The organism is Variovorax sp. ZS18.2.2, assembly GCF_024701975.1.
Lineage (GTDB): Bacteria > Pseudomonadota > Gammaproteobacteria > Burkholderiales > Burkholderiaceae_C > Variovorax.
Genome location: NZ_JANLNM010000004.1, coordinates 294270 through 318952, shown reverse-complemented (window position 1 = coordinate 318952; position 24683 = coordinate 294270). Strand labels below are relative to the sequence as shown.

General features: G+C 63.8%; 31 protein-coding genes and 1 pseudogene. 17 read left to right on the top strand and 15 right to left on the bottom strand.

The window, feature by feature from the left end; genetic code table 11:
• The first annotated feature begins 191 nt into the window (after positions 1-191).
• Complete coding sequence (locus NU688_RS18355) at positions 192-1652, top strand: PLP-dependent aminotransferase family protein (protein WP_257862221.1); 1461 nt, start codon at positions 192-194, stop codon at positions 1650-1652.
• Here the strand turns inward: NU688_RS18355 and NU688_RS18350 are convergent.
• From NU688_RS18350 to hisN, 5 genes are read right to left on the bottom strand one after another with little or no spacing between them, the layout of a single operon-like run.
• A complete protein-coding gene (locus NU688_RS18350; protein ID WP_257862219.1) occupies positions 1649-2098 on the bottom strand; it encodes a YfbM family protein in 450 nt (149 codons plus the stop codon). The two genes, NU688_RS18355 and NU688_RS18350, sit on opposite strands and share 4 nt — an antisense overlap.
• On the bottom strand, positions 2095-3633 hold the full coding sequence (locus NU688_RS18345) for a tetratricopeptide repeat protein (RefSeq protein ID WP_257862217.1): 1539 nt from the start codon (positions 3631-3633) through the stop codon (positions 2095-2097). The genes NU688_RS18350 and NU688_RS18345 overlap by 4 nt, the downstream gene beginning before the upstream one ends.
• A 21-nt stretch (positions 3634-3654) precedes the next feature.
• On the bottom strand, positions 3655-4581 hold the full coding sequence (locus NU688_RS18340) for an ROK family protein (RefSeq protein ID WP_257862216.1): 927 nt from the start codon (positions 4579-4581) through the stop codon (positions 3655-3657).
• 20 nt (positions 4582-4601) lie between these two features.
• Positions 4602-4796 (bottom strand): DUF2905 domain-containing protein, encoded by a 195-nt coding sequence (locus tag NU688_RS18335; RefSeq protein ID WP_257862215.1) that lies wholly within the window; start codon positions 4794-4796, stop codon positions 4602-4604.
• A gap of 9 nt (positions 4797-4805) precedes the next feature.
• On the bottom strand, positions 4806-5582 hold the full coding sequence (gene hisN, locus NU688_RS18330) for a histidinol-phosphatase (protein WP_257862214.1): 777 nt from the start codon (positions 5580-5582) through the stop codon (positions 4806-4808).
• 112 nt (positions 5583-5694) lie between these two features.
• Between hisN and NU688_RS18325 the strand changes: the two genes are divergently transcribed.
• The gene (locus NU688_RS18325) at positions 5695-6087 is read left to right on the top strand and encodes a DUF5329 domain-containing protein (protein WP_257862213.1); all 393 of its coding nucleotides are present in this window, start codon (positions 5695-5697) and stop codon (positions 6085-6087) included.
• 10 nt (positions 6088-6097) lie between these two features.
• On the opposite strand, the gene NU688_RS18320 is transcribed toward NU688_RS18325, so the two are convergent.
• The 5 genes from NU688_RS18320 to NU688_RS18300 all read right to left on the bottom strand — a co-directional run bounded on the left by NU688_RS18320 (position 6098) and on the right by NU688_RS18300 (position 11828).
• Positions 6098-6967 (bottom strand): ABC transporter permease, encoded by an 870-nt coding sequence (locus NU688_RS18320; RefSeq protein ID WP_257862212.1) that lies wholly within the window; start codon positions 6965-6967, stop codon positions 6098-6100.
• Positions 6964-7833, bottom strand: a complete 870-nt coding sequence (locus NU688_RS18315; RefSeq protein ID WP_257862211.1) for an ABC transporter ATP-binding protein — start codon at positions 7831-7833, stop codon at positions 6964-6966. Before NU688_RS18315 ends, NU688_RS18320 begins: the two co-directional genes overlap by 4 nt.
• Positions 7834-7893: 60 nt before the next feature.
• Positions 7894-8904: an ABC transporter substrate-binding protein gene (locus tag NU688_RS18310; protein WP_257862210.1), complete on the bottom strand. Its 1011-nt coding sequence runs from the start codon at positions 8902-8904 to the stop codon at positions 7894-7896.
• Positions 8905-8927: 23 nt separating this feature from the next.
• Positions 8928-9818, bottom strand: a complete 891-nt coding sequence (locus tag NU688_RS18305; RefSeq protein WP_257862208.1) for a TauD/TfdA family dioxygenase — start codon at positions 9816-9818, stop codon at positions 8928-8930.
• Positions 9819-10715: 897 nt separating this feature from the next.
• Entirely contained in the window at positions 10716-11828 is a 1113-nt protein-coding gene (locus tag NU688_RS18300; RefSeq protein WP_257862206.1) for a class I SAM-dependent methyltransferase, read from the bottom strand.
• A gap of 29 nt (positions 11829-11857) precedes the next feature.
• Here NU688_RS18300 and NU688_RS18295 point away from each other — a divergent pair, with 29 nt between their 5' ends.
• From NU688_RS18295 to NU688_RS18285, 3 genes and pseudogenes are all read left to right on the top strand, one after another.
• The gene (locus tag NU688_RS18295; RefSeq protein WP_257862205.1) at positions 11858-12637 is read left to right on the top strand and encodes an SDR family oxidoreductase; all 780 of its coding nucleotides are present in this window, start codon (positions 11858-11860) and stop codon (positions 12635-12637) included.
• A gap of 21 nt (positions 12638-12658) precedes the next feature.
• Positions 12659-13036, top strand: a complete 378-nt coding sequence (locus NU688_RS18290) for a dihydroneopterin aldolase (RefSeq protein WP_206177330.1) — start codon at positions 12659-12661, stop codon at positions 13034-13036.
• A 52-nt stretch (positions 13037-13088) separates the two neighbouring features.
• Positions 13089-13280 (top strand): annotated as a pseudogene (locus NU688_RS18285) (tRNA 2-thiocytidine(32) synthetase TtcA); the annotation flags it as partial.
• Positions 13281-13827: 547 nt separating this feature from the next.
• On the opposite strand, the gene NU688_RS18280 reads toward NU688_RS18285, so the two are convergent.
• On the bottom strand, positions 13828-14073 hold the full coding sequence (locus NU688_RS18280) for a helix-turn-helix domain-containing protein (protein WP_257862202.1): 246 nt from the start codon (positions 14071-14073) through the stop codon (positions 13828-13830).
• A 286-nt stretch (positions 14074-14359) separates the two neighbouring features.
• Between NU688_RS18280 and NU688_RS18275 the strand changes: the two genes are divergently transcribed.
• The 9 genes from NU688_RS18275 to NU688_RS18235 all read left to right on the top strand — a co-directional run bounded on the left by NU688_RS18275 (position 14360) and on the right by NU688_RS18235 (position 19895).
• Positions 14360-14692 (top strand): hypothetical protein, encoded by a 333-nt coding sequence (locus tag NU688_RS18275; protein WP_257862201.1) that lies wholly within the window; start codon positions 14360-14362, stop codon positions 14690-14692.
• 2 nt (positions 14693-14694) lie between these two features.
• Entirely contained in the window at positions 14695-15135 is a 441-nt protein-coding gene (locus tag NU688_RS18270) for a hypothetical protein (protein WP_257862200.1), read from the top strand.
• Positions 15136-15165: 30 nt separating this feature from the next.
• A complete protein-coding gene (locus tag NU688_RS18265; RefSeq protein WP_257862198.1) occupies positions 15166-15999 on the top strand; it encodes a metallophosphoesterase in 834 nt (277 codons plus the stop codon).
• A complete protein-coding gene (locus tag NU688_RS18260; RefSeq protein ID WP_257862196.1) occupies positions 15996-16211 on the top strand; it encodes an antitoxin Xre/MbcA/ParS toxin-binding domain-containing protein in 216 nt (71 codons plus the stop codon). The genes NU688_RS18265 and NU688_RS18260 overlap by 4 nt, the downstream gene beginning before the upstream one ends.
• Positions 16212-16237: 26 nt before the next feature.
• On the top strand, positions 16238-16744 hold the full coding sequence (locus NU688_RS18255) for an HAD domain-containing protein (protein WP_257862194.1): 507 nt from the start codon (positions 16238-16240) through the stop codon (positions 16742-16744).
• A gap of 19 nt (positions 16745-16763) precedes the next feature.
• A complete protein-coding gene (locus tag NU688_RS18250; RefSeq protein ID WP_257862193.1) occupies positions 16764-17708 on the top strand; it encodes a metallophosphoesterase in 945 nt (314 codons plus the stop codon).
• A 91-nt stretch (positions 17709-17799) separates the two neighbouring features.
• Positions 17800-18252 carry an HAD domain-containing protein gene (locus NU688_RS18245; protein WP_257862192.1) on the top strand — a complete coding sequence of 151 codons (453 nt, stop codon included), beginning with the start codon at positions 17800-17802 and terminating at the stop codon, positions 18250-18252.
• A complete protein-coding gene (locus tag NU688_RS18240) occupies positions 18249-19082 on the top strand; it encodes a metallophosphoesterase (protein WP_257862190.1) in 834 nt (277 codons plus the stop codon). Before NU688_RS18245 ends, NU688_RS18240 begins: the two co-directional genes overlap by 4 nt.
• A 243-nt stretch (positions 19083-19325) precedes the next feature.
• The gene (locus NU688_RS18235; RefSeq protein ID WP_257862188.1) at positions 19326-19895 is read left to right on the top strand and encodes a hypothetical protein; all 570 of its coding nucleotides are present in this window, start codon (positions 19326-19328) and stop codon (positions 19893-19895) included.
• Between the two features lie 16 nt (positions 19896-19911).
• Here the strand turns inward: NU688_RS18235 and NU688_RS18230 are convergent, their stop codons facing one another.
• A complete protein-coding gene (locus NU688_RS18230; RefSeq protein ID WP_257862187.1) occupies positions 19912-20460 on the bottom strand; it encodes a zinc-ribbon domain-containing protein in 549 nt (182 codons plus the stop codon).
• Between the two features lie 238 nt (positions 20461-20698).
• On the opposite strand from NU688_RS18230, the gene NU688_RS18225 reads away from it, so the two are divergent.
• Both NU688_RS18225 and NU688_RS18220 read left to right on the top strand, forming a co-directional pair.
• Positions 20699-21043: a hypothetical protein gene (locus NU688_RS18225; protein ID WP_257862186.1), complete on the top strand. Its 345-nt coding sequence runs from the start codon at positions 20699-20701 to the stop codon at positions 21041-21043.
• Positions 21044-21413: 370 nt separating this feature from the next.
• The gene (locus NU688_RS18220; protein ID WP_257862184.1) at positions 21414-21854 is read left to right on the top strand and encodes a helix-turn-helix transcriptional regulator; all 441 of its coding nucleotides are present in this window, start codon (positions 21414-21416) and stop codon (positions 21852-21854) included.
• Here NU688_RS18220 and NU688_RS18215 read toward each other — a convergent pair whose 3' ends face one another.
• The 3 genes from NU688_RS18215 to NU688_RS18205 are packed head-to-tail and all read right to left on the bottom strand — an operon-like array spanning position 21855 to position 23725.
• Complete coding sequence (locus tag NU688_RS18215; protein ID WP_257862182.1) at positions 21855-22481, bottom strand: hypothetical protein; 627 nt, start codon at positions 22479-22481, stop codon at positions 21855-21857.
• A 3-nt stretch (positions 22482-22484) separates the two neighbouring features.
• Positions 22485-23507, bottom strand: a complete 1023-nt coding sequence (locus NU688_RS18210) for an ImmA/IrrE family metallo-endopeptidase (protein ID WP_257862181.1) — start codon at positions 23505-23507, stop codon at positions 22485-22487.
• Positions 23504-23725 (bottom strand): hypothetical protein, encoded by a 222-nt coding sequence (locus NU688_RS18205; protein WP_257862180.1) that lies wholly within the window; start codon positions 23723-23725, stop codon positions 23504-23506. The genes NU688_RS18210 and NU688_RS18205 overlap by 4 nt, the downstream gene beginning before the upstream one ends.
• Before the next feature lie 185 nt (positions 23726-23910).
• On the opposite strand from NU688_RS18205, the gene NU688_RS18200 reads away from it, so the two are divergent.
• Complete coding sequence (locus tag NU688_RS18200) at positions 23911-24555, top strand: sce7726 family protein (protein ID WP_257862179.1); 645 nt, start codon at positions 23911-23913, stop codon at positions 24553-24555.
• The last annotated feature ends 128 nt before the right edge of the window (positions 24556-24683 follow it).

The window sequence follows — 24683 nt, the reverse complement described above, 5'->3', positions numbered from 1 at the left end:
GCCTCGAGGTAGGTGAGTCGGTGGAAAAGCGGTTCGGCGAGTCCAGATCGTAGAAATTCGGGCGCTGAAAAAACAGGCACAAACTCCGGCTATTCGCACCAGAACAGCCAGCCCAGCGCCCATCTGTTATGGTCGTTTTCCCGTTCAACTGCATCTGTTTTCAGATGCCCGTTTGAGGGAGCATCGACGCCATGGACTCGCTACCGCTCTACCGGCAACTCGCAGCGCACTACGTGGATGCGATCCACACCGGCTCGCTCAAGCAGGGCGACAAGCTGCCTTCGCTGCGCACCCTGATGCGCCTGCACGAGATCAGCCTCTCGACCGCGCTGCAGCTGTGCCGCGCGATGGAGAGCGACGGCTGGGTCGAGGCCCGCGACCGCTCGGGCTACTTCGTGCGCCGGCCGCAACGCCTGGCCATCGCGCCGATGGAGGAGCCGGTGGCCGACGTGCCGCCGGACCCCGCGCAGTTCGTCAGCATGCGCACCCGCATGGCGAACTTCATGGCGCGCGGGCGCCACGCGGGCGTGAAGCTCAACTTCGCCATCGCCCGCGCCGCCCCCGAGCTGTACCCGGCCGAGGCCCTGCGCAACTCCATGACGCGCGCGCTGCGCCAGCGGCCCGAGCTGCTGACCACCGCCTCGTCCCAGAAGGGCCACGAGCAGTTCCGCGAGGCCGTGGCCCAGCGCAACCTGCGTGTGGGCATGACGGTGTCGCCCGACGAGGTGCTCGTCACCAACGGCTGCATCGAGGCGCTGAACCTCGCGCTGCGCGCCGTCGCCAAGCCCGGCGACACCGTGGCCGTGGAATCGCCCACCTTCTACGGCCTGCTGCAGGTGCTCGAAAGCCTGGGCATGCGCGCGCTGGAAATTCCGACCAGCCCGCAGACGGGCATCTCCATCGAGGCGCTGGACCTCGCCATCCACACCTACGACGACATCAAGGCCGTGGTGGTGGTGCCGCACCTGCAGAACCCCATGGGCAGCGTGATGCCCGATGCCCACAAGCAGCGGCTCGTGCAGCTGTGCGAGAGCCACGGCATCGCGGTGGTCGAGGACGACACCTACAGCGACCTGGTCGAGACCGAGGTGCCGCTGCGCGCGGTGAAATCGTGGGATCGCACGGGCAACGTGATCTATTGCGCCTCGCTGCACAAGGTGCTGGCGCCGGGCCTGCGCCTGGGCTGGATCACCGCCGGGCGCTGGCATGCGCAGGTGGAAATGCTCAAGTACGCGCAAACGCGCAACAACGAGGCGCTGGCGCAGATCGCCGCGGGCGAGTTCATCGCGAGCGGCGGCTACGACCGGCACCTGCGGCGCCTGCGCGACCGGCTGCACGCGCAGCGCGACCAGACGGCGGACGCCATCGCGAAGTACTTTCCGCCGGGCACGCGGCTGAACCTGCCGCGCGGCGGCCTGCAGCTGTGGGTCGAGCTGCCCGAACAGCGCTCGTCGGTCACCGTGTTCGAAGCCGCGCTGCGCGAGCACATGCTGGTGTCGCCGGGCGCGCAGTTCTCCAACTCGGGGCGCTTCGACAACTACCTGCGCATCAACTGCGGCTGGCCGTACTCGAAGGCGGTGGACGCGGGGCTGCAGCGGCTCGGCGAGATCGTGTCGTCCACGCGCAAGACGCCGCGCCCGCCCGCCGCCTAGACGATGTAGAAGACCACGGCGTCGCGCCGTGTGGCGGCCTCTGCGAAGAAACGCTTCACGCCTTCCATGAAGTCCGCGAGGTCCTCGGCACCGCTCTGCCAGGTCTTCGCCCAGTAGAGCTCGGCGAACTGCGTCGGCTCGCCAGTGAACCGCGCCACCAGCTCGGGCACACTGCGCCGCGCCAGCCGGGCCGCCGCGCGCTCGACGTGGCTGGCGGTCAGGTAGATGCAGCCGAGGGCCTCCGTGCCTTCGAGCTGCTCGCCGTCCACAGCCTCGGGCAGCAGCACGCGCACCACGTCCCACGCTTGCTCCACCGTCTGGCTGGCGTGCGGTCCGCCCTTGTCCTCAGGCGTGTGGAAGAGAAAGCCCGACACGCTGGACGGATCTATGACCAGCTCGCGCAGCCGGTAACGGTCGAAGGCGTAGAACGCGCCCCCGATGCTCACGTGCTCGGCTCCAGCCGCGCGGCCCGCGCGACCGCCGCCAGCGCGAGGCTCACGTTGTCGATGTTGCGCTGCGCGTTCGCGAGATTGCCGAAATGGTCCGGCGCGCAGATCTGGTTGAGCAGCAGCGTGCGCTTGAAATGCTTCAGCGCCTCGCGGAGGTCGCCCTGCTCCTGCGCGATCAGCCCCAGGTCGTTGTGGGCGGTGGCCGCGCTGATGGAAATGCCCCGGCAGCTGCGCTCCTGGATCGCCAGCGCGCGCTCGAACAAGGGCTTGGCGTGGTCCGACTCGTTGCGCGCCATGTGGAGTTGGGCGAAATTGATCAGGAGGTCGGCGTGCAGGTCGGCATCGCCCTCCCCCTTCTCTTCCGGCGCGAGCTTGTCCAGGTGCACCATGGCCCGCGCATAGCAGAGCTCGGCCTTCTGGTCCTGGTCGGTGTTCGCGTAGAGAAACGCCAGGTTGTTGATGGCCCGCACCACCTCGTCGGTCGAGTTGCCCTTGCTGAGCGCCACGGCCATTGCGATGGTCTTCTTGTAGAGGGCCTCCGCCTCGTCGGAGCGGCCGGCACCGGCATGCAGCAGCGCGAGCGTGTTGCTCGGACCGAGCCGCCAGCTGTCGTCCAGGCCCAGCTGGTCGATGATGGCCAGGCATTCGTCCAGCAGGGACACGGCCTTGTCGTGCCATTGCAGCTGCCGGCAGAACTCGGCATGGCTGATGAGGTGGAACACGACGGCCTTGCCAAGCCCGCCCTCGCCGCACAGCAGGCGGCTGGTATGGACGGCCTCGGCGCACAGCCGCTCGGCAAGCGCCAGGTCGCGCCGCTCGAAGGCCGCCTTGTAGCGCCGCTCCTGGTCTTCGAGCAGGCTCAGCAGCACGGTGTCGTCCCCGGGGCCGCGACCGACGGGCAGGCCCGCGCGCAGCTGGCGGGCGGCGTGGTGTTCACCGATGCCGGCGAGGGTCATGGCCAGCGCCTTGCGCACGATCTCCATGTCTTCCACCGGCATGCCGATCTGGCGGCCGATGGCGAGGCTTTCCTCCAGGCTGGCCTTGGCCTCGTCGAAGGCCTTGAACTGATAGCAGGCCTGGCCGTGCATGCACAGGGACATCGCAAGGTTCTGGTGCGGTCCCTTGAAGACCTTGCGCGCATTGGCGACGATCTGCTCGCTCAGGGCCACGGCCCGGGCCCAGTCGTGCATCTCGGCGGCGGCGACGAAGCGCTCGCGCAGTTCGTCGGCATGGCTGAGCGCTTCGAGGTCGTAGGTCTTGGCGGCCGGACGGCGTGCGGCGTCGCTCTCGTCCTGCCGCTTCAGGCGGACGTGGACCCAGTAGATGTCGAACAGGAGCCAGGGGCCGAGCAGACCCAGGCAGAACCGCGCGCCCGGCAGGCTGCTGGTTCCGACCAGCAACAGCAGCAGTTGCGCCGTGCCGCCCAGGTAGCTCCCGAGATAGAAACGGTGCGCACCCAGGAAGCCGCCCACCACCAGCAGCAGCCAGGCGAACGGCTTGCGGCGGGGAGACCTGAGTGGCGGGATGCGCATGGTTCTCCGAGCGTATTCCGCTCAGTCCAGCAAAGCCAGTGCTGCGTAGTCGCCGACCTTCTCGCCGAGCCCCGCGGGCACCAGCAGCACGCCGCGGGTGAGCGGCATCAGCTTGCCGTCGATCTGCGCCTGCAGCCGGGGCAGCAGGAAATCGCGGTGGTGCCAGAACACGCTGCCGCCCAGGCTGATGCGCTGCAGGTCCAGCGTGATGATCATGTTGTAGAGCATGCGGCCCATCACGCGGCACAGCGCATCCACGATTTCCAGCGCATGCGGTTCGCCGGCCGAGGCGGACGAAAACAGATCCGGGGCGGGTTGCCCGAAGCGGCGCGAAATCGAGTTGCCGGCGACCAGCGCCTCGACGTCGCCCAGGTTGCCGCAGCCGCACAGCGCGCCGCTGGCATCGTCGACCACGAAGCTGTGCCCCGCATGGCCCGCATTGCCGTTCTTGCCGCGCAGCGCACGCCCGTCGACGCAGAGGCCGACGCCGACGCCCGTGCTCCAGGTGGCATACGCACAGTGATCGAATCCCTTGAGCGCGCCCCAGTGGCGCTCGGCCTCCAGGCCCGCCACCGCATCGTTCTCGACACGCACCTGCCCGAAGCGCCTGGCCAGCGGGGCTTCGACGATCGCGGTCATCCACTGGTTGGGAAGACCGCGCGCCGGACCGGCGATGCCGCCGCAGATGTTGGGAGTGGCCAGTTCGACCATGCCGTCGTGCAGCTCGAAGGGACCGGTCGACGACACGCCCACGCGGTCGATGGTGCCGGGATCGATCCCCTGCTCGGCACAGACCTCGTCGATCAACCGCATGATCTGCACCGCCACGGCATCGTTGTCGCCGGTCTTGGCGGTCGGCTCGCTGCGGCGGCCGATCAACGGCGCATCGCTCGAAGGGGAAAGGCTCACGGCCACCTTGGTGCCGCCGATGTCAACGCAGGCTCTCATTGCGGGTTTTCTTTTCTTCTCTAGATGAGGCGCGCCACCAGCGCCGCGATCATGCTGAGCACCACGGTGCTCGCAATCGGCAGCTGCCAGTCGCGGCCGAAGGCGCGAAACTCGAAATCGCCAGGCAGCCGTCCGAAGCCGAAGCGGCGCAGCCACGCGGTCAGCCCGCTCATGAGCACCAGTGCAAGGACGACGACGATCAGCCAGCGGAACATGAGGACAGTCTAGGCGGCGAGGATCGCCATGGCTTGTCGGTGAAGTTCGGGCGTTGCCGCGGCAATCACCCTACCGTCGGACTTCAGGTTCAGCGGCTGGCCCTGCCAGTCGGTGATGACGCCGCCTGCGGCCTCGATCAGGCCGGCGGGGCCCAGGTAGTCGTAGGGCTGCAGGCCGGTCTCGACCATGAGGTCGATGGTGCCGCCCGCCAGTTGGGCGTAGCCGTAGCAGTCGCCGCCGAAGCGGCGCATCGCGCACTGGCGGCTGAGCCGGTCGAAGGCCTGCCAGTCGGCGGGCGCGAAGATGTCGGGCGAGGTGGTGACGATGCGGGCCTTGGCCACCTCGGTGCAATTGCTCACGCGCACCGGCTGGCCGTCGCGCGTGGCGCCCTTGCCAGCCTGGCCGATCCAGCGCTCTTTCAGCACCGGCATGTCGATCACGCCGAGCACCACGCGATTTCCCTGCAGCACGCCGATCAGCGTGCCCCACAGCGGCGAGCCGGTGATGAAGCTGCGGGTGCCGTCGATCGGGTCGAGCACCCAGATGCGATCAGCATCGAGCCGCTCGGGGCCGTGCTCTTCACCGTAGATGCCGTCCGCCGGCACGCGCGCACCGAGGATCTCGCGCATCGCCGTCTCGGCCGCGCGGTCGGCCAGCGTGACGGGGCTTTCGTCGGCCTTGGTGATGATGTCCAGCGGCGTGCGGAAGTAGTGCATCGACTCTGCGGCGGCCGCATCGGCCAGCGCCTCGGCAATCGGCGACAGATCGGGAGTGGAAGAGCTCATGGGGGAGAGTGAACGCGTGCCAAAAGCTGCGATTAGACCCGAGCCGGCGTGGGTTTGACACGACAAGGGCCGTCGCCCTAGCATGGCGCGAAAATTGCCAGGGATAGAACCGATGGCCTCTTTCAAATTCCTGCGCGCCGCGCTCCTCACCCTGCTGCTCGGCACCTCGGCCGTGCTGGCCCAGGCCACGCCTTCCGACGCCGAGGAGAAGCTGATCGACACGCTGATCCAGCGCGTGTCGAAGATGAGCGCCATGGTGTTCCTTCGCAACGGCAACGAATACAACGCCGCCGATGCCGCCAAGCACATGCAGGCGAAGTACGACCACTTCAAAAAGGAACTGGCCACGGCCGAGGATTTCATCGACCGCTGCGCCTCGCGCTCCGAGATGACCGGGCAGGCCTACAAGGTGAAACTCAACAATGGCGCGGTGCGGGACGCCAACGAATTCCTCAACAGCGAGCTGCGCATGCTGCGGCAGCAGGCGAAGAAATCGAGCGGTTGAGCCGGCCGCTTCAGCGTTGCTGGCCCCAGCGCCGCACGGTCAACCGCTCCAGCGTCTTGAACCCCAGGCTTTCCACCAGCAGGCCAATCAGTACCACCATCGCGAGGCCCGCGAACACGCGGTCGGTGTAGAGCTCGTTGCGGTTCTGGAAGATGTACCAGCCGAGGCCGCCCTTGCCCGAGGAAGCGCCGAACACCAGCTCGGCCGCGATCAGCGTGCGCCACGCGAAGGCCCAGCCGATCTTCAGGCCCGAAAGAATCGACGGCAGCGCGGCCGGCACCAGGATCTGCAACACATAGCGGAGCCCCTTGAGCCCGTAGTTGCGCCCGGCCATGCGCAGCGTCTCGGGCACGCCCTGAAAGCCCGCATAGGTGTTGAGCGCCAGCGGCCACAGCACCGAATGGATCAGCACGAACACCAGGCTGCCGCGGCCGAGGCCGAACCACAGCAGCGCAAGCGGCAGCAGTGCGATGGCGGGCAGCGGGTTGAACATGGAGGTGAGCGTGTCCAGCAGGTCGCGGCCGATCTGCGTGGACACCGCGAGCGTGGTGAGCGCGAAGGCCAGCAGCACGCCGGCGAGGTAGCCCTGCAGCAGCACGGCCAGCGAGATGCGCACCTTCTCGATCAGCTCGCCGCTGGCCAACCCCTCGACCAGCGCACGCGCGGTGGCGGTGAAGGTGGGCAGCAGCAAGTCGTTGTCCTGCCAGCGCGCCGCGAGCTCCCAGAGCACGGCGATGACGATGAGGATCAGACCCTTGCGGACGCCCGCCTGCGCCCAGATGCGGGCGGGCAGCGGCAGCGTGCGTTCGAGCGGGACTTCGGTGAAGGGCTCGAGCGTGCGCTCGTATTCGGGGCGGATCGGCGGGACGACGGCACTCATGCGCCAGCCTCCGCATGATCTTCCTCGAACAGCATGTCGTGGATGCGCTGCGCCGTGCTCTGGAACTCGGCGCCACCCAGGCTCGCGAGCGAGAAGCCGTGGCTGTTGACCTCGGCACGCATGCGCCCCGGATGCGGCGACAGCAGCGCCACGCGGTTGCCCACCACCAGCGCCTCTTCGATCGAGTGCGTGACGAACAGCAGCGTGAAGCGCACCTCGTCCCACAGCTCGAGCAGCTCCTGCTGCATCTTGCGGCGCGTGAGCGCGTCCAGCGCGGCAAAGGGCTCGTCCATCAGCAGCACGCGTGGCTGCATCGCGAGCGCACGCGCAATCGCCACGCGCTGCTTCATGCCGCCCGAGAGCTGGTGCGGATGCACATCGGCGAACTTGGCAAGGCCGACCTTGTCGAGGTAGTGCAGCGCGCGCTCGGCCGCTTCCTTCTTGCCGAGCGTGCGCGATGCGAGCAGCGGGAACATGACGTTCTGCTTCACCGTCTTCCACGGCGGCAACTGATCGAACTCCTGGAACACGACGATGCGGTCGGGGCCGGGTTGCGTCACGCGCTGACCATCGAGGCGGATCTCGCCTTCGACCGGAGCGATGAAACCGCCCACCGCCTTCAGCAGCGTGGACTTGCCGCAGCCCGAGGGGCCGAGGAGCACGAACCGGTCGGCGGCGTGGACGTCGAAGCTCACGCGGTGCGTGGCGCGGACGACGCGTTCGGGGGTGCGGTATTCGAGGCTGACGCCGTCGACCTGGAGCAGCGGCGCCAGGTCTTGGCTTGGGTATTCCTCCCTCCCCTCCCGGGGGAGGGCCGGGGTGGGGGCAAGCGGCGCTGGCTTCGTCACCGCTCTGCCCGCCCCCATCCCAACCTTCCCCCAGAGGGGGAAGGAGTCAACCCCCGAAGACGCCTTCGCCGAACTCACTCAGTTCCCCGAAGCGTTCTGTGCATCGTCGAAGAAGTAGTCCTTCACCGACGCCGGCTTGTTCTTGATCGCGCCCACCCGGTGCATGAACTCCGCCAGCGCATAGGTGTTCTGCGGCGTGGTCTTGAACTGCACTTCGGGGTTCTTGATGATCTTGAGCAGCAGCTCGCGGTCGAGCTTGGCGTTGCTTACCTTCAGATAGATGTCGGCCGCCTTCTCGGGGTTGGCCGTGACGAACTTCGCCGCTTCATCGAGCGCATCGACGAAGGCCTTGTAGGTCTTCGGGTTTTCGTTGCGGAATTTCTCGGTGGCGTAAAGCACTGTGGCGGAAGCCGGCCCACCAAGCACCTGGTACGAATTGAGCACGATGTGCGCATTCGGATTGCCCGCGAGCTCCTGCTCCTGGAACGGCGGATTGCCGAAGTGGCCCGTGATCTCGGTGCCGCCCTTGATGATGGCCGCGGCCGCATCGGGGTGCGGCAGCGCCACGCTGATCTTGTCGAGCTTGTTGAATTCCTTGTCGCCCCAGAGCTTGGCCGAGGCGAACTGCAGCACGCGCGACTGCACCGACACGCCCACGGCGGGCAGCGCGATGCGGTCCTTCTCGGTGAAGTCGGCGATCGTCTTCACGTTCGGGTTGTTGCTCACCAGGTAGTACGGGAAGTTGCCCAGCGACGCCACGCCCTTCACGTTCTGCTTGCCCTTGGTGCGGTCCCACAGCGTGAGCAGCGGGCCGACGCCGGCACCCGCGATCTCGATGTTGCCGGAGAGCAGCGCGTCGTTCACCGCCGAGCCGCCCGAGAGCTTGATCCATTCGACCTTGGCATCGACGCCCGCGGCCTTCGCATGCTTCTCGATGAGCTTCTGTTCCTGCGCCACGTTGAGCAGCAGGTAGACGATGCCGAACTGCTCGGCGATACGGATCTGGCCCTCGGCTTGCGCGGCGAGGCTGCCGGCGAGAAGGCCGAGGCCGGTGACAAATGCAGCGGCCTTGCGTGTGAAGCGGTTCATTGGAAGCAGTCCGGAAAGAAAAATCAGAAGGGCGTGTCGCCCACGATGGTGGTGCGATTGAGGCGACGACGAAGATGATCGGGCGTACCCGCCGCTAGGTGCATCAGCGAGCGGTTGTCCCAGAACACCAGGTCGTGCGGCGCCCAGGTGTGGCGGTACACGAACTCGGGCTTCACGCTGTGCGCGAACAGCTCGGCCAGCAGCGCATCGCTTTCGTCCTGCGGCAGGCCGACGATGCGCGTCGTGAAATGCTCGCTGACGAACAGCGCCTTGCGGCCGGTCTCGGGGTGCGTGCGCACCACCGGCTGCACGGCGGGGGCGACCTGGTCGATCTGCGCCTGCGAGAGCTTCGGGCGCCACGGGTTCTTGGCGCGCAGTTCTTCGTACTTGGCGAGGTAGCTGTGCTCGGCCTTCAACGGCAGGATGCGTTGCTGCAGCTCGGGGCGGAGCGATTCCCACGCGAGGTGCTGGTCGGCGAAGAGCGTGTCGCCGCCTTCGCTCGGCAGCTCCTGCGCGTGCAGCAGCGAGCCGAGGCTGGGATGGGGCTTGTACGAGATGTCGGAGTGCCAGTAGACGCCTGCGTCGCCCAAGCCGATGGGTTCGCCGTTCTCCTTGATGTTGGAGACGATCAGGATCTCGGGGTGGTTCTTGAGCTGGAACTGGTGCAGGACGTGGATTTCGAGCGGGCCGAAGCGGCGGCTGAAATCGATGTGCTCTTGCGGGGTGATCTGCTGGTTGCGGAATACCAGGACGTGGTGGTCGAGGTGGGCGCGGTGGATGCGGGCGAAGTCTTCTTCGTTGATGGGCTTCGAGATGTCGAGGCCGATGATTTCGGCGCCTACCGGGGCATTGAAGGGGCGCACTTCGAAGTGCTGCGCTACGGCCTCGGGTTCGTGGGGAAGAACGGCAGTCATGCCGGGAATGTAGGGGCGGGGGTGCCGTTCCCCAACGAACTCTTCGTTGCTAGCTTATTCCTTACTTTTCATCTTCTGCTGCTTGGTTTTTTCCCGAGGCCGGGTCTCGCCCTGGCAGGCGACCTACTTTTCTTTGCTTCGCCAAAGAAAGGTAGGCAAAAGAAAGGCGACCCTGCTGTCTGCGTCCCTTCGCTTCGCTGCGGGCAACCTGCGGTGCTCGCGTTTCGCGGGGTCTCGCCCAAACTCGCTGCGCTCAAACAAGGGCGAGCCCTGATCCGCGAAACGCTGCGCTCCTCGGCGCATACAGAAGGGCTTGGGGGACCAACAGGCCATCGCTGCGCTCGGCCAGCTCACGGGCCTTCGCTTCGCTCGGCGGGGATGGGCGCCTCTGCGCTTGAAGACACGCCGGGCTTCGCTTCGCCGCTTGACTGGCTCCCTCTCCCTCTGGGAGAGGGTTGGGGTGAGGGCCGTCGGCACAGAAACATCGCCTGGCCCGCACAAAGGCCGATGCCCTCACCCCCGCCCTCTCCCCAAGGGGAGAGGGAGCAAGTCCAGCCGCCGAACGAAACAGCGGCCCACCCGAAACGAGGCCGAGCAAAGCAAAGGCCCGATTGCAAGCCGAGCAAAGCGATGGCCCGTTCGGTGCCCACCCCCTCTGGCTGCGCCGAGGAGCGCAGCGTTTCGCGGATCAGGGCTCGCAGCTGTTTGAGCGCAGCGAGTTCTGCGAGACCCCGCGAAACGCGAGCACCGCAGGTTGCCCGCAGCGAAGCGAAGGGTCGCAGACAGTGGGGTCGCCTTTTCTTTGCTTACGTTCTTTTGGCGAAGCAAAAGAAAGTAAGTCGCCTGCCGGGGCGAGACCCGGCCTCGGAACTCAAAAAAAGCAAGAAAGAGAAAGAGTCACAGCGTATGGCTGCGATCCCCTTCAACAAACCCCATCGCATCCCAAGCCGCGCCGACCGCAAACCCAACCACCTTGAAGAGCTCCCCCATCTCATGCTCATGGATCAGCCGAGCCGCCATCGCGCGCTCGGCGAGCGTGCCCTGCTCCATCCTCACCAACAGTCCGCAGTTCAGCAGAAACCGCGCCTGACTCGTGTACCCCAGCACCTCAAGCCCCGCCTCCTGCCCCGCAACCGCGATCCCGGTGAAATCGACATGCGCCGTGATGTCCTTGTAGCCCACGTCAGCCAGCGGATCCCCATCCGCCTGATGCGCCCGATGGCACATCACCGTCCCCATGTGCCGCTGCGGGTGGTAGTACTCGCCCTCGGGGAAACCGTAGTCGATGAGAAAGGCCGCGCCTTTCTCCAGCCGATCCGCCAGCGTGGCAATGAAGGCCTGGGCCTGCGGATGGACTTCAGTGAGGTAGTCGTGCTCGCCGAGCACATCGACCGGCGGGCGCAGGTCGGTCGCACGATCAGCCCAGCTCCAGCCGTCATTGCCCGCATTGCGCACCACGCCGCGCTCGAACCACTGGCCCTTCACGCGAGCCAGCAATTGCACAGGCATCGCATCGAGCACCTCGTTGCCGACCACCACGCCCTGCATCGATTCGGGCAGTTCGCCAAGCCATTCGACACGGCCCGCATACCGCACCAGCGCCTGCTGCTGCCGCTCCCGCAAGGTGCCCGAGAGATCGACGATTCGATAGCGCACATCGCTGCGCCCCATCTCGTCGAGCGCGTGCAGCAGCTGCACTGCCAGCGCACCGGAGCCGGCGCCGAATTCCCAGACCGTGTCGGTGCCGGTCTTCTCCAGCGCCTCGACCACCTGCGCCGCCAGCGTCTGGCCGAACATCGGCGTGAGCTCGGGCGCGGTCACGAAGTCGCTGCCCGAAGACGGCATGTGGCCGAACTTGGCCGAGGTGTTCGCGTAATAGCCCAGGCCCGGCGCATACAGGGCGAGCGCCATGAAGCGGTCGAAGCCGATCCAGCCGCCCGCGCGCTCGACGGAGCGGGCGATCAGGTGGTCGAGGGCGGTGGGTAAACTGTTCGGGGTCTTGGTCGTCACCCCCCGATTCTCTCTCCCTCTCTCCCCGCATGAGCACCGCTCCCCTCTCCCCCGTTCACCGCACCGTCCTCGTCACGGGTGCGGGCCGACGGCTGGGCCGCGAGATCGCGCTGGGGCTCGCAGCGGGCGGCTGGCAGGTGGCGGTGCACTACCGCAGCTCGCGCGCCGAAGCCGAGAAAACCGTCGCCGATTGCGCGGCGCTCTCGGGCGATTCGGCGCTCTTCGAAGCCGACCTCGAAGACGAACACGCCACGCGCGCGCTGCTGCCCCGCGTGGCGGCTCGCTTTCGCACCGTCGATGCGGTGGTCCACAGCGCGGCCCTCTTCGAACATGACGACACCGCCAGCTTCAGCTACGCGCTCATGGAACGCCATGCGCGCAGCAACACGGGCGCCGCCATCCTTCTGGCGCAGGCGCTGCACGACCACCTCGCACGGCGCGGCGATGCGCAGGGCGCGGTCGTCCACCTGCTCGACCAGAAGCTCTGGAACCCGAACCCCGATTTCCTGAGCTACACGCTCTCCAAGGCCGCACTCGAAGCCGCCACGCCGATGCTCGCGCTGGCCCTGGCGCCGCGCGTGCGCGTGGTGGGCGTCGCGCCCGGCCTCACGCTGCCCAGCCACATGCTGGACGACGACAAGTTCGCGCAGCTGCACAAGCTGTCGCCGCTGGGCCGCTCCTCCACGCCGGCCGACGTGGTCGCCACCGTGAGGTTCGCGCTGGAGAACGGCTCGATCACCGGCACCACGCTCTTGGTGGACGGCGGCCAGCACCTGATGAAATTCGAGCGCGATTTCTCGCTCATGTGAGTAACTGCGAGCACCACCACCATGTCCTCCTCCCACACCCACGGCCGCCAGACCCTCACCCTGCTGGGCCTGCGCTTCAACGCCAACCTGGGCATCCTCGACCACGAGAAGGTCGCGCCGCAGCCGATCCAGGTCGATGCCGAACTCAGCATGGGCCAGCAGCCGCTGCTGCCGCAGGACGACGACATCTTCCACGTGCTCGACTACGGCAAGGTGCGCCTGATCATCATCGACGAGTGCACCGCCGAGCACGTCAACCTGCTGGAGAGCCTGATCGGCAAGGTGGTGCACCGCCTGCTGCAACTGCCCGGCGTGCTGGGCGTGCGGGTGAAGATCGCCAAGCTCGAAATCTTCGACGACTGCGAAGTGGCGATCCGCATGGAAGCCGGGGAATGGTGATCCAAGGCAAAATCGGGGTCCTTTCCCCCGTTTTGCCTGAAGTAGCCCACCAATGAACGCCGTCTGGATCGACGAGGCGCCTGCCGACGCCACGACCGTCGCCGCGCCCACCAACTCGCTGAAGATCGAGCGCGAGACGCACAAGCTCGAGAAGCGCCTGTGCCGCGAGGTCGGCCGCGCCATCGTCGACTACAACATGATCGAAGAGGGCGACAAGGTCATGGTGTGCGTCTCGGGCGGGAAGGGTATTGGATTACGCCCTTGATATGGTGGCTTTAACTTGCTAACTGCTTGTTCTGGTTGAGGCTTTTCCGTCATGGGCGCCGAAAAGATTGTGAAGCCCGACAATCGCCCCCTGTATTGGGGAACAGATCCCGAAGTGGAAGGATTTGGCTGTGTTTGAAAGCTAATCCATTGTCTTCATGCGATCTCGGTAAGGGCCGCGCCGTCGTGAACGAACAGACCTTTCTCCGCGAAGCGCCAGCGGCTCTCATTCGCTCCGCTATGGATGGATTCGGCCCCCCTGCCTGAGAGACGACCTGCCCCGAGGCTACGACCCTCGTCTCATTGATTCAGCGGGAATCACAACCCTCGCCACTTGCCGCAGTAAGGTAGTCAAGCAGTTTTCAGCGACGGCAGCAAATCAGGCTTCGCATTTCATTCTGCTGCAGAAGGGTGAACTCAGTGGAAGTCCCTGCTCAGAGCATGCGAGTCGTTCCACCACGGCGCAGCCGAGGCCAGCCCCAGGAGCATGCGGAGCTGTACCGCCAGATTGGTACTCCGGCCGGTCGCTAGGAGCGCCGAATCACCGGCGAAACGAGAAGCGAAACGTCGACATCCAGTGCAGTTGCAAGGCGCTCGAGATTGTCGATGGAGATATTCCTCTCCTCCCTCTCGACTGCCCCTACAAACGTCCGATGAAGCCCGGCAGCCTCTGCAAGCTGCTCCTGGGAGATGCGGCGTTCCGCGCGGATGACACGTAGATGGAACGCCACCCTTTGCCTTGCGCTCTGCGTTCTTGGTTGAGGTTGGCCCATCCACCAAGAATTCCCTGTCTAGCATTTTTTATCGACAGCACTAAGATAGCGATTAGATGCGTTTAAGTAGCACGATAGCTTTTTTGGTGGCAATGAGCGGCATTTGTGCAGGTTGTTGAATTACTTGAGGATCAGATCAACAAGGTATCTGCGACCAAGCCTCACATAGAGCTGCGACCTATAGGATTCATTTTTTATGTTTATGACGATGGATTCGCACGAGGTGAGGATCTCTTCCATGCTGGCCGGGCCTGGAGCGAGATGTTGGAGAGCAGTCCAGTTGAACTTGACCATTCCTGCTTTCTTCCCGACCTGGGTGGTGCAAGAAGACGACCTCGAGGTCCCAGAGCGAGCTTTGCTGATCTATGAGAGCGATTTCCTCGATCTCTTTGAGAGCGTGGGGCCGCAGTCGCTGCGGCACGTTCAGTATCTGGCGCCGACGGAGAGCGATCCCGATCGCTGGCAAATTCGAGACATTCGGAAGATCTGGTCGGCGACCAGCGCCGATGCCGATCAAGTCGACCTTCTGGTCCTCGAAGATGAGAGCGGAGCGCAGTTCACACACTACGGCATGCCCACTTCGTTCAGCATTCGGCATCAGATCTGGCCGGTCAACTGAACATGGAAATCCCGCTCCTGCTGGCCCTTGCCGTCGTCTTGGTACTCTTCTACTGGACCTGGATCGCATTGCCTCGTTCGATTCAGACCGGACGCGAGCAGATGTTGCGGGAACAAGGGCAGGCATCCGGTGCGACCTTCTTCCCGGTCGATCCGCGCCGCATGCTGGGCGATTGGGATGAAACCTGCATCCTGTTCGATCCGGATGCGCGCAAGGCCTGCATCGTCAACCGCGGAAAGAAAGCCCGAACGGTCGATTTCGAGTACTTCAACACCTGGCAGCTCAAGTGGACCGAATATCCCAGGAACCCGGTGCTTCGCTTTCAGCACGTGCACTTCCTCTTCGAGACCAGTGACTTCGATCGCCCGACGATCCGCGTCGCCGTACCCTCCAGGTCCGATGGCGAGGCATGGAACGCCAAGCTCTCGATCCTGATGTCCTGAATGCGCTGCTGAAGAGAAGGGCCTACCGACGTGAAACTGCTCATCCTTTCGGACCTTCACCTCGAGTTCGGGACCTTTCTCGTCCCGAAGGTCGACTACGACGCAGTGATCCTTGCTGGGGACATCTTCGTCCCCGGTTCCAAGGCCATGCGCTGGGCCCGGCGGGCGGGGAACTTTGGGGAGACGGTCCCCATCGTCCTGGTGCCTGGCAACCACGAGTTCTTTCAAGGCGTTTTGCAGACCACGCTCAAGGAAATGGCGCTCACCGCGAGTTCGTGCAACGTGCATCTCCTGGCACCCGGCGAGGCCGTGATCGCCGGCGTCCGCTTTCTGGGCTGCACGCTGTGGACAGACTTCGAACTGCCGATCCAGACCAAGACGGGAACTCTGACCGACACCGAGCGGGCCATAAAGGCGGCGAAAGTCCGTCTCAACGACTACTCATCGATCCGGTGGGCCGAGGCGCAGGAATCCTCCGACGCACCCGTGGTAGCAGCCAAGTCAAGAAAGCGCCGCCTGGTACCCGAGGACACACTGGCGCTCCACCAGCGTGACCGCGCCTGGCTGGCCCAGAAGCTGGCCGAGCCCTTCGACGGGCCAACGGTGGTTGTGACCCACCACGCCCCGCATCGAAACTCTCTCGCGCGGCACTATCAGTCCGACTGGCTGTCCGCAGCCTTTGTGAGCGAGCTCCCAAGTTCCTTCTTCGAAGTGCCGTCACTCTGGGTGCATGGCCACATCCACGAGAGCTTCGACTATCAAGTCGGCAACTGCCGGGTGGTGTGCAATCCCCGTGGATACTTGCAGCATGGCCGCGGCCTGGAGAACAAGCAGTTCAACCCCGAACTCGTGGTCGATCTATGAGTGACATCCAGTCATCTATCCGCACGATCCAGCAAGTGCTGGCTGCCGCGACTGCGGTCTCGGGTGGGGACCTCGAGGCGGCCATCCTCTGGTACAGGAACGAGCCACTCGCGCTGTTTGATTACAGGACCGCCGAGTCGCTGGTAGCCGAAGGACGAGCTGCCGATGTGCTCAATCTCCTTGAGTCCTTCCAGGCGGGGCTTGTTGGATGATGAAGCCCTGTACTTGCCGTCTACCCATGGCAGAAGCGACGCTGACCCATGTTGCCACCGGCTACACGGGCGATTCCAGCGATTTGCTGTTCCTGGATGTCGATGGTGTTCTCCATCCTGTCGGCGTGGACTACTCGTTCAGCAGCAGGTTCTTCAGCCATTTGCCGCGGCTGGAAGAGCTTCTTCGAGAGTTCGAGTCTGTCGACGTCGTCATCTCGTCGGATTGGCGACTGGCCGAGAGCATCGAGCAACTGCAGCGGTATTTCAGTGCTGACATTCGGCACCGGATCATCGGAGCGACGCCGCAAATTGATCCCAATGCGGCCGTCCACCACGGGCGCCAGTTGGAAATCCAGGCCTGGCTCGATGGGAATGGCCGCAGCGACGCGGAATGGGTCGCACTCGACGATTGGCCCTCGCACTTCGAAGCGGGCTTCGCGCGGCTCGTCCTCACCGATCCCAAGCGTGCATTCGATCAAGACAGCTTCCAGGAACTGCGCTCGCACTTCCTGCGGTTCGCGGCTGGACGATGAACCGCCATCGGCATATGCAATGAAACCGCTCATCTCATCGGACCTCCATGCGCGATCCGAGCACAACCAGTCGAAGCCCAAGCTGATGTTCTTCGGCGACCCGCACGGCGATCTCGATCCGGTGATTGCCGCGGTTGAGCGCCTTCAGCCTGAGGCGATCGTGCTGCTGGGTGACATCCAGGCGCGCCGACCTCTGCACGACGAGCTAAGGCCGATCCTGGATCTCACCGAGATCTGGTTCATCCACGGGAACCACGACACGGACTCCGATGCCGACTACGACAACCTGTGGGGATCAGAGCTCGCCACCCGCAACCTACACGGACGCATCGTCGAGATCGCCGGATTCAAGGTCGCAGGCCTGGGCGGCATCTTTCGCCGCAAGATCTGGGATCCGCAGCGGCCGATCGAGGAGGCGGCGTTCCAGTCGAGCGATGCCATGCGCCGCACCATGAAGCGCGAGGAACGGTGGCGCGACGGCATCTCCCGCAAGCACCGGTCCTCCATCTTCCCGGCCGACTACCAGCAACTGCTGCAGAGCGGCCACTCCGACATTCTGGTGACGCACGAGGCACCGGCGGCCCACCCGCACGGCTGGCAGGTGATCGACGAGCTTGCCGAGACGCTCGGTGTCCAGCTGGTGGTCCATGGCCACCACCATCAGTACATCGACTATCTCGCCGAAGGCCTGACAACTGCCGCGGCACCGTTCCGCGCCTTCGGAGTCGACATGGGCTCGCACTTGGCGTGGCCAACTGATCCCCAGAACAGTACTGAATCGGAAGGCCCTTCACAAGACTTGCTCGATCTCGCAGCCGAGGTGTTCGGTGTCGCGGCCCAGGACTGGCTGGGTAAGCCGCACAAGCTGTTCGACGGTCAAACACCAGCAGCGTTCGCAACCGAGGGCGGCTCAGAAAAGGTGCGATCCATCCTCAACGCAATTCGAAACGGCGGGGTTGTATGAAAGCCGCTGCGGCGCAGTTCTGCGCCTTCGGGGTCGGCATGGGCTTGCACCTCGCGTGGCCGCTTGATGGTGATCGAGTAGGAGGCTCGGAGTGATCCTTTTCCTCGACTTCGACGGCGTGCTACATCCCGAAGGGGAGGACCACATCCACAACGGCGGCGTCGACTTCTGCTTCCTGCCGCGCCTGGAGGCGTTGTTGCGCGAGTTCCCATTCGTGAAGATCGTGATCAGTTCGTCCTGGCGTGAGCACCTGCTCAACAAGACGCTGCTGAAGCCGTTCTCCAGCGACATCCGGGCCCGCATCGTTGGAGCTACCCCTCCTTCGGGGTTTGGCCTTCAGCCGCCGTACAGGAAGCGTGAAGGAGAAATCCTCGCTTGGCTACAGATCCACGATGCGGTCGACGAGCCATGGGTCGCACTCGACGATGCCTATTGGCAGTTCGATCGCTGCAAGGACCACCTGGTGGTGTGTGGCTCATTCACCGGCTTCGACGACAAGGCCAGTGCCGAGCTTCGTGCGCGCTTTGAAGGGGCGATTCAATGAAAGTGTTGATTCTTTCAGACCTGCACCTCGAGTTCGCTCCGTTCGAACCATCGCCCGATCTAGAGTTCGATGTCGTCATTCTCGCCGGCGACATTCATTCACCGGCCAAACGCGCCGTCCAATGGGCCGCTGATCGCTTTCGCAACAAGCCCGTGGTGTACCTGCTTGGAAACCACGAGTACTACGATGGCCGCCTGGACACGACATTGGCCGAAGCGCGCCGCGAAGCCGAAGGCAGCAATGTCCATCTGCTCGACGGTGACGAGCTGGTGATCGACGGCGTACGCTTCCTCGGCGCGACGCTTTGGACCGACTTCGCGCTCGCCATCAAAACGCCTGAAGGTCCGATCAGCGATGTCGGGCGCGCCATGAAGATGGCGACCAACCTGTTGAATGATTACGCGCTGATCCGCACGGTCGACGAGTCGGCAGAACCCGATACCTGGCGCGACAAGCAGGGAAGAAAGCTTCAAGCGGCCGACACGCTGCGGATTCATCAGGCACAGCGAGCCTGGCTGCGTGACAGGCTGGCAGAACCGTTCGCCGGACCGACGGTGGTCGTGACGCACCACGCACCTCATCGTGGCTCACTGGCGCAGCGCTACGCCGATGACTGGGCCTCGGGGGCCTTCGTCAACGAGCTTCCGGATGCATTCTTTGACGTACCCGTTCTCTGGTTCCACGGCCACACGCATCAGTCGTTCGACTATCGTGCCCGCTCTTGCCGGGTCGTATGCAATCCGCGCGGCTACGTGAACTGGAGCGGCAGGATCGAGAACAAGGCGTTCGATCCTGGCCTGGTCATCGACATGAGTGTCGATCGGCATTGAGTTCTGAACTCGAAAACCCGCTGCGCCAACAATTTAGGCGGATTTGGGTCACGGCGGTCTGAACCGCTGTCTCACTGAGCTCTGAATTCCTCGGGTTGTGTATCACTAAGTTTGGAATTTAGCGGCTAAATTGCGACCTCGACACTGGAGCATCGGTCGTCTTGGCCGCGCGGTGCGTCGCTACTTGGGGCCGTCTGACGGCATATCGGTCAAAAGTCAGACGGCAAGAGCCGAGGAGCAATCGTGAGCGACTGGGAATTTCTGTATGAGATGCGCGAGCGCGGCTACAGCGCCGAGGACATCGCTGATGCCGCGGGCACAGGAGTTGCCCCTTGGGAATGGAAGTACGTCGACAGAGAGTGGGCCGATGAGCAGCTTGAACACGTTCTAGAGGAGGATGCTCGGTCAATCCAGCCTGTTGGAAGCAGAGACGGTTTTCCGTTCAGCATCCTTGAACAGACGGAAATTTTCCGAGATTTAGTTGACTGCGCGGCACGCCATTTTGAGAACACTGGGCGATACCTACAAGTCTGGGGGGAACTCGGAGAAATCTACGCAGAGATCAAGTTTGGGCTTCGCCGCCATGCGACCCACGCGCCGGGCTCGGACGGAACGATTGGCGGCAAGCTTGTTGAAGTGAAGACCATCTCGCCCGAGAAGGCCAGCGACCGCGCATCGGTCAAGAGCCAGGGCAACTTCGAGCAGTTGCTTATCGTCCGCATTGATCGGGACTTCCAGTTTCGAGGCAAGCTTATTGACCGCAACGAGCTAAAGGGCGGTGCAGGAAAGCTTCTCCACGGGCGGCTTGCCTGACACAAGAAATGCTTGCCTACGAAAAGACGCACTTCCTCGACATCGGCGTCTTCGCGATGTCGCCCGCGCCGGTGCAGATCAAGGTTGCTTTCTGTCCTTTCTTCAGCGCGGCGGCGGCGTTCTTTTCGGAGTCCTCTAACGCGAACTGCGGCTGAAGGAACGGGTTGCCGCCTTTCATGGTGATGTAGATGCCCCCACCGAAGCCGGTGTTGATCGAATCCACCGCACCGGTGACTTTGTAGCGCCTGCCCTTGTACTGGTTGTCTGCCGCCACGGTATTTTCGTCGTAGGCGGCGGCGAGCTGGGCAGGCGTGGTTTCAAAGTCGAACGCTGGTACGGCAGGTGCGCCCGGAGTGCTTGCGTTGGCACTCGCGCTGGTGGATGCCCGCTCCTTCGGGTCAGACATCGTTCCAATGATGAAGAGCACGCCAACGATGATCACTATGCCGTAGATGGTGTTCCGCAAGAAGCCGGGCTTCTTTTTCTTCGCGGCGCCGCAGTGGGGGCAAGTCTTCGCCTCGCTGCTGATTTCTTTCTGGCACTCCCTGCATTTGACCATGGCCATCTTCTCTCTCCGGTTAAATATTGGTTCTAGATCCGCTCGCTCTGCCGATGCACCATGCGCTCGACCATGATGCACGAGTCGCAACAGTCAGAGCGCATTTTGCCGTGCCCGCGGCGCGGCCAGGACACGAGCAACACGACTGGTGGAGCCTTCTTCTGGAAGGCCCATAACGGCGTCTTGCAATCGGTGTTTTATGCGTCAAGCCCGCTATGCTGCGCACCACCACAGGAGCGAAGAAATGAAGGTTCAACCGGTCCGAGCCGCAGCGAGTTTGACGATCGCGTGCTTGGTCTCGCAGGGGGCTATCGCAGCTCCTATGCGCCTGCTCTGCGCGGCGCGCGATGGGGGTTCCCCGCTTGTCATCGTGATGGACGCTGAGGCCCGGACGATGAACGGCCTGCCCGCCTTATTCAGCGACACACAAATTCGGTGGGTTGCACAGCTGAGAGACGCGAAAGGGCACGTGGAGCCCTACGACCTGTCGATCAGCCGTTTGAACGGCGCCTATACGCAGATGGGAAGGGGCGGGTGGGCATATCCGGTGACCCTGTTCTGCGAGAAGGCACCGGCTCCGAAGTTCTAGCTCCGCATTCTGCCGATTGAGCGCCAGGCCGGCGGCGCCCGGCTGTCTGGGGAGTTTCGCGGGCGCGAAACCGACTGCAGCAGCCCGTTGTGGTTCGGTGCGTTAAGAGTTCAGAACTCAGTGAGAAAAATTCGAGGGTCAGTGAGAACCGACAATGAGCCCTTCGGTCATCGAAACAGTTTGTGGAGTTATCCAATCATGACTAGTGGCGCGTCCAGAATGACGCGGCTACGCATGACGTTGACGCTATAGCGCATTGGAATCAGCACTGCCGCTTTCTCCGTCGATGATATGACAGGCAAACGCGCCGAGATCACAGATCTGAACGACCGCTTTGTCTAGCGCTGCAACGGCGCGGCACAATGTGTCCATGCCAAACATCGCCTCGATCCTCAAAGCCGAAATTTCCCGCGTTGCTCGCAAAGAAGTTCGCGCTGAGATAGAAACACTCAAGAAGGCATCCGTCGCCCATCGCTCATCGATTGCCGAGCTACGTCGCCAAGTGAATTCACTCGAGAAGGAGCTGCGTCGTGTTGCTAAGGGTTCGAAGCGCCCCACCACAGCAGTTGGTTCGGACAATGAGGCGGCAGCAGCCACGAAGCGCCGATTCAGCGCAACCAGGTTGGCGGCACACCGCGCAAAGCTCGGGCTCTCCGCGGCGAGCTATGGGCAACTGATCGGCGTTTCCGGGCAAACGATCTACCACTGGGAACAAGGCAAGGCACGCCCGCGGGCGGCACAGCTCGAAAATCTTGCGTCGGTGCGAGATCTCGGCGCGCGCGAAATTGCGGAGCGCCTGACCACGCGATAGTCAGAGCTTTTCGCAGATCAGCGAGGGATCGCACAGCGAAGTCAGTTCGCCGATGTACGAAGCGAGCGCCTCCCGGACCGAGGCCTCCCCTGCGTCGCAGCGACTTCCCATGATGATGTTCACTGCGACGTCGATCTTCTTCCAAGGACATACCCTGGATCGCAGCGCATCCAATCCCCACTGGTTCAGCCCCGCCTCGATGATTCGTTCCACGCAGATCACGCGGCCATGAAACGGTTCACGCGCTTCAAGCGGTAGCGCTGCAAGTGCGCGCAGCGCCCGCTTGTCTCCGGTCAGCAGCCTTGTCTCCGGTGCTGCCACGAGCGATGCGAGAAGCACCGCCTCGCCGGCGTCGATGCCCAACACGTTTTCGAAATCACCCAGGCTTTGACTCGCGGGCTCTATCGGCGCCTGCATCAAGGCGATGGCTTCGAGTACGCGGTCGGCCGCTTCAACCGCGTGGAACACACGCCCGTCGAGTTTGCTCTTTGCCTTGATGGCCCGGTACTTTGACGAGGCGAGCGTGGTGCACTCTTGCAGCGGGATGCCCATCAACAACGGGATCTCATCGAGAAGCCCCCAGTGCGCCAGCTTGCACAGCGCGTCGACGTCGATCAGCAGACGCACGCTTCAGTTCGCTCCATCCCAGCCGGTGATCTGCGACACGAGGTCCTGCAGATCATCGGCGACGCGGCTGAGATCCAAGTGCGAGCGCAACTGCTGCAGCAGCGCTCCCTCTGGATCCAAGTCTTCACTGAGGAAGTTCAGCGCCGTCAGCGCGGTGGGCCAACGCTTCGTGAGAAAGGCATACCTCAGAACGAAGTGTCCCGCTTCGATACCCACAGCGCCAGCAGCGCCGCGGGCCAGTACCGCGATGTCCACAGGCGCAGCCAAAACTGGCCATTTGGTCACATGCGCCGTCACCTCGTCGCCACCCAGCGTCTGGAGCGCGAAGCTGTCCGCTTCTGCTTCCTGGCCGTCTGTCGACAACTCGGTTGCATACGTGCTCGTCTCCTGAAGCGACACATCGATGATGGAGGATCCGGGGCGCAGATGCCCCAGTGCGATGTGTCCGATTTCATGCGCCAGGATGAAGCTCAGCCAGGCCCGCGACGACTTCTTCTTCGCGATCACGATGGCCGGACGTCCGCCCAACTGCAGCGCGGCCCCATCCATCTTGCGCACGCCCACAGGCAGATGTGGCAAGGGAATGACCGGGATTCCGTGGGCCCAGCACAGGTCCAGAAGGGCACTGAAACCGAACTGACCGGCGCGATCGCGCATGGCCAGTGCGCGCAACTCACCTGGATTTGGAGGCAACGGAACGTACGGGATCGGCAAGGCGGCCAGCACTGCCTGCGCAAGAGATGACGCAATGAAGCTTGCGGCCGAGAGTGAAGACGCCTCAATGTTGACCGAGTGCTTGTAGGCAACGCTGGCCATGGCACCTTTGGGAACGATCTGACCCGACAGCAGCGGCTGAAGCTCGACGCTCAGCCGCCTGCTCACGTGCATCGCCAACTCCGCCGCACCGCCGCGTTCCTTCTCCAGTGCGGGATCCCACCAGTCAGGCAGAAGCCGACGCACTTGCGCGCGCGTCAGGCCAATCGCCGACACGGCTTGGTAGATGGTCTTGGCATCCGGATGGGTCACTGCATGTTCCTGGTTGCCGTCGATGGCGCGCTCTTCAGAACGGGGCCTAACGCCTCGATCAATCGGGCGAGCAAGTCGGCCGTCTCCGGTCGTCCGTCCCAGACACGCTCGAGCGCGTCTCGCACACGCGGATTATCGAGCACGCCGCCTATCTCGGTTATGCCATTTTCGAAATCAATATTTGCATAATCCAACAGCGGCCGAATGGCTGCCGTCACGGACTTCGTCCGCCCACTCAAAAAACGGCTCACTGTGGGTTGGCCTACACCTACAGATTGAGCAAGCGCATTCACAGAGATACTCTGCCGCTTCAGGTACAGCCTGAGTGCTTCTCGGGCCCGGACAGCTTCCAAGGTGGTGGGCTTTGCTGTTCTTGGCATAACTGCATTATATAATGCATAAAATGAGCACCCCCTCCATCACCGAGCGCGAGTTGCGCCAAGCAGTTCGTTCGCGACTGCTCGCAGACGCCACCAAGTCGGGTGGACGGCTCTTCGAAGAGTTCGGTATCGAAGGTGGGGAGGCACGAGTAGACCTCGCGTTGGTGGACACACAGCTCAGCGCTTTCGAGCTGAAGAGCGATCTCGATTCATTCGCACGCCTGCACAACCAAATTCATGCCTACAACCGCGTCTTCGACCGGGTGACGCTGGTCACGGGTCCGGTCTATTCCGAGGCCAGTCTGGCCTTGATGCCTGCATGGTGGGGCGTCTGGTCAGCCGCGCGTCGTACGGACGGTACGCTCTCGCTGCACGTGCTGCGCAAGCCGAAGGCCAATCCAGTACAGGAGCGCCTGAGCATGGCCATGCTGTTGTGGCGTGCCGAATGCATCGAAGCGCTGGCCTCGCACAGGGGCGAGTTGCCTCCCAAGCGGGCCACGAAGTTCGAGTTGCAAGAGATGCTCGCGCGGGAACTCAGCATGCGTACGCTGCGTGATGCTGTCACCGGTTTTCTTCGTGAACGGCAGTTGGGCTTCTTGCCGTCGACTTCGCTCGCGCCGGATGGCCCCCCGGATGCCGTTGCCTTTGCGCTGAACTGCTTGGCATAAGCCGTGGCGGCGTGCCCCGGCAGCATGCGGCACACGCTCACGCACCGAAACCACGGCATGGTGGCATGCCTGGGAAATCCCGTAATCCAATGTAAGTAATCGTGACGTACCCTCCAGACACAACAAGT

Coding starts and splice junctions, on each gene's coding strand:
- NU688_RS18200 (WP_257862179.1), top strand. CDS start 23,911: ATGAGCACCCCCTCCATCACCGAGCGCGAGTTGCGCCAAGCAGTTCGT.
- NU688_RS18325 (WP_257862213.1), top strand. CDS start 5,695: ATGGCCTCTTTCAAATTCCTGCGCGCCGCGCTCCTCACCCTGCTGCTC.
- NU688_RS18270 (WP_257862200.1), top strand. CDS start 14,695: ATGGAAATCCCGCTCCTGCTGGCCCTTGCCGTCGTCTTGGTACTCTTC.
- NU688_RS18345 (WP_257862217.1), bottom strand. CDS start 3,633: ATGCGCATCCCGCCACTCAGGTCTCCCCGCCGCAAGCCGTTCGCCTGG.
- NU688_RS18340 (WP_257862216.1), bottom strand. CDS start 4,581: ATGAGAGCCTGCGTTGACATCGGCGGCACCAAGGTGGCCGTGAGCCTT.
- NU688_RS18310 (WP_257862210.1), bottom strand. CDS start 8,904: ATGAACCGCTTCACACGCAAGGCCGCTGCATTTGTCACCGGCCTCGGC.
- NU688_RS18355 (WP_257862221.1), top strand. CDS start 192: ATGGACTCGCTACCGCTCTACCGGCAACTCGCAGCGCACTACGTGGAT.
- NU688_RS18315 (WP_257862211.1), bottom strand. CDS start 7,833: ATGGGGGCGGGCAGAGCGGTGACGAAGCCAGCGCCGCTTGCCCCCACC.
- NU688_RS18295 (WP_257862205.1), top strand. CDS start 11,858: ATGAGCACCGCTCCCCTCTCCCCCGTTCACCGCACCGTCCTCGTCACG.
- NU688_RS18240 (WP_257862190.1), top strand. CDS start 18,249: ATGAAAGTGTTGATTCTTTCAGACCTGCACCTCGAGTTCGCTCCGTTC.
- NU688_RS18305 (WP_257862208.1), bottom strand. CDS start 9,818: ATGACTGCCGTTCTTCCCCACGAACCCGAGGCCGTAGCGCAGCACTTC.
- NU688_RS18320 (WP_257862212.1), bottom strand. CDS start 6,967: ATGAGTGCCGTCGTCCCGCCGATCCGCCCCGAATACGAGCGCACGCTC.
- NU688_RS18220 (WP_257862184.1), top strand. CDS start 21,414: ATGCCAAACATCGCCTCGATCCTCAAAGCCGAAATTTCCCGCGTTGCT.
- NU688_RS18280 (WP_257862202.1), bottom strand. CDS start 14,073: ATGGGCCAACCTCAACCAAGAACGCAGAGCGCAAGGCAAAGGGTGGCG.
- NU688_RS18290 (WP_206177330.1), top strand. CDS start 12,659: ATGTCCTCCTCCCACACCCACGGCCGCCAGACCCTCACCCTGCTGGGC.
- NU688_RS18225 (WP_257862186.1), top strand. CDS start 20,699: ATGAAGGTTCAACCGGTCCGAGCCGCAGCGAGTTTGACGATCGCGTGC.
- NU688_RS18260 (WP_257862196.1), top strand. CDS start 15,996: ATGAGTGACATCCAGTCATCTATCCGCACGATCCAGCAAGTGCTGGCT.
- NU688_RS18255 (WP_257862194.1), top strand. CDS start 16,238: ATGGCAGAAGCGACGCTGACCCATGTTGCCACCGGCTACACGGGCGAT.
- NU688_RS18335 (WP_257862215.1), bottom strand. CDS start 4,796: ATGTTCCGCTGGCTGATCGTCGTCGTCCTTGCACTGGTGCTCATGAGC.
- NU688_RS18230 (WP_257862187.1), bottom strand. CDS start 20,460: ATGGCCATGGTCAAATGCAGGGAGTGCCAGAAAGAAATCAGCAGCGAG.
- hisN (WP_257862214.1), bottom strand. CDS start 5,582: ATGAGCTCTTCCACTCCCGATCTGTCGCCGATTGCCGAGGCGCTGGCC.
- NU688_RS18250 (WP_257862193.1), top strand. CDS start 16,764: ATGAAACCGCTCATCTCATCGGACCTCCATGCGCGATCCGAGCACAAC.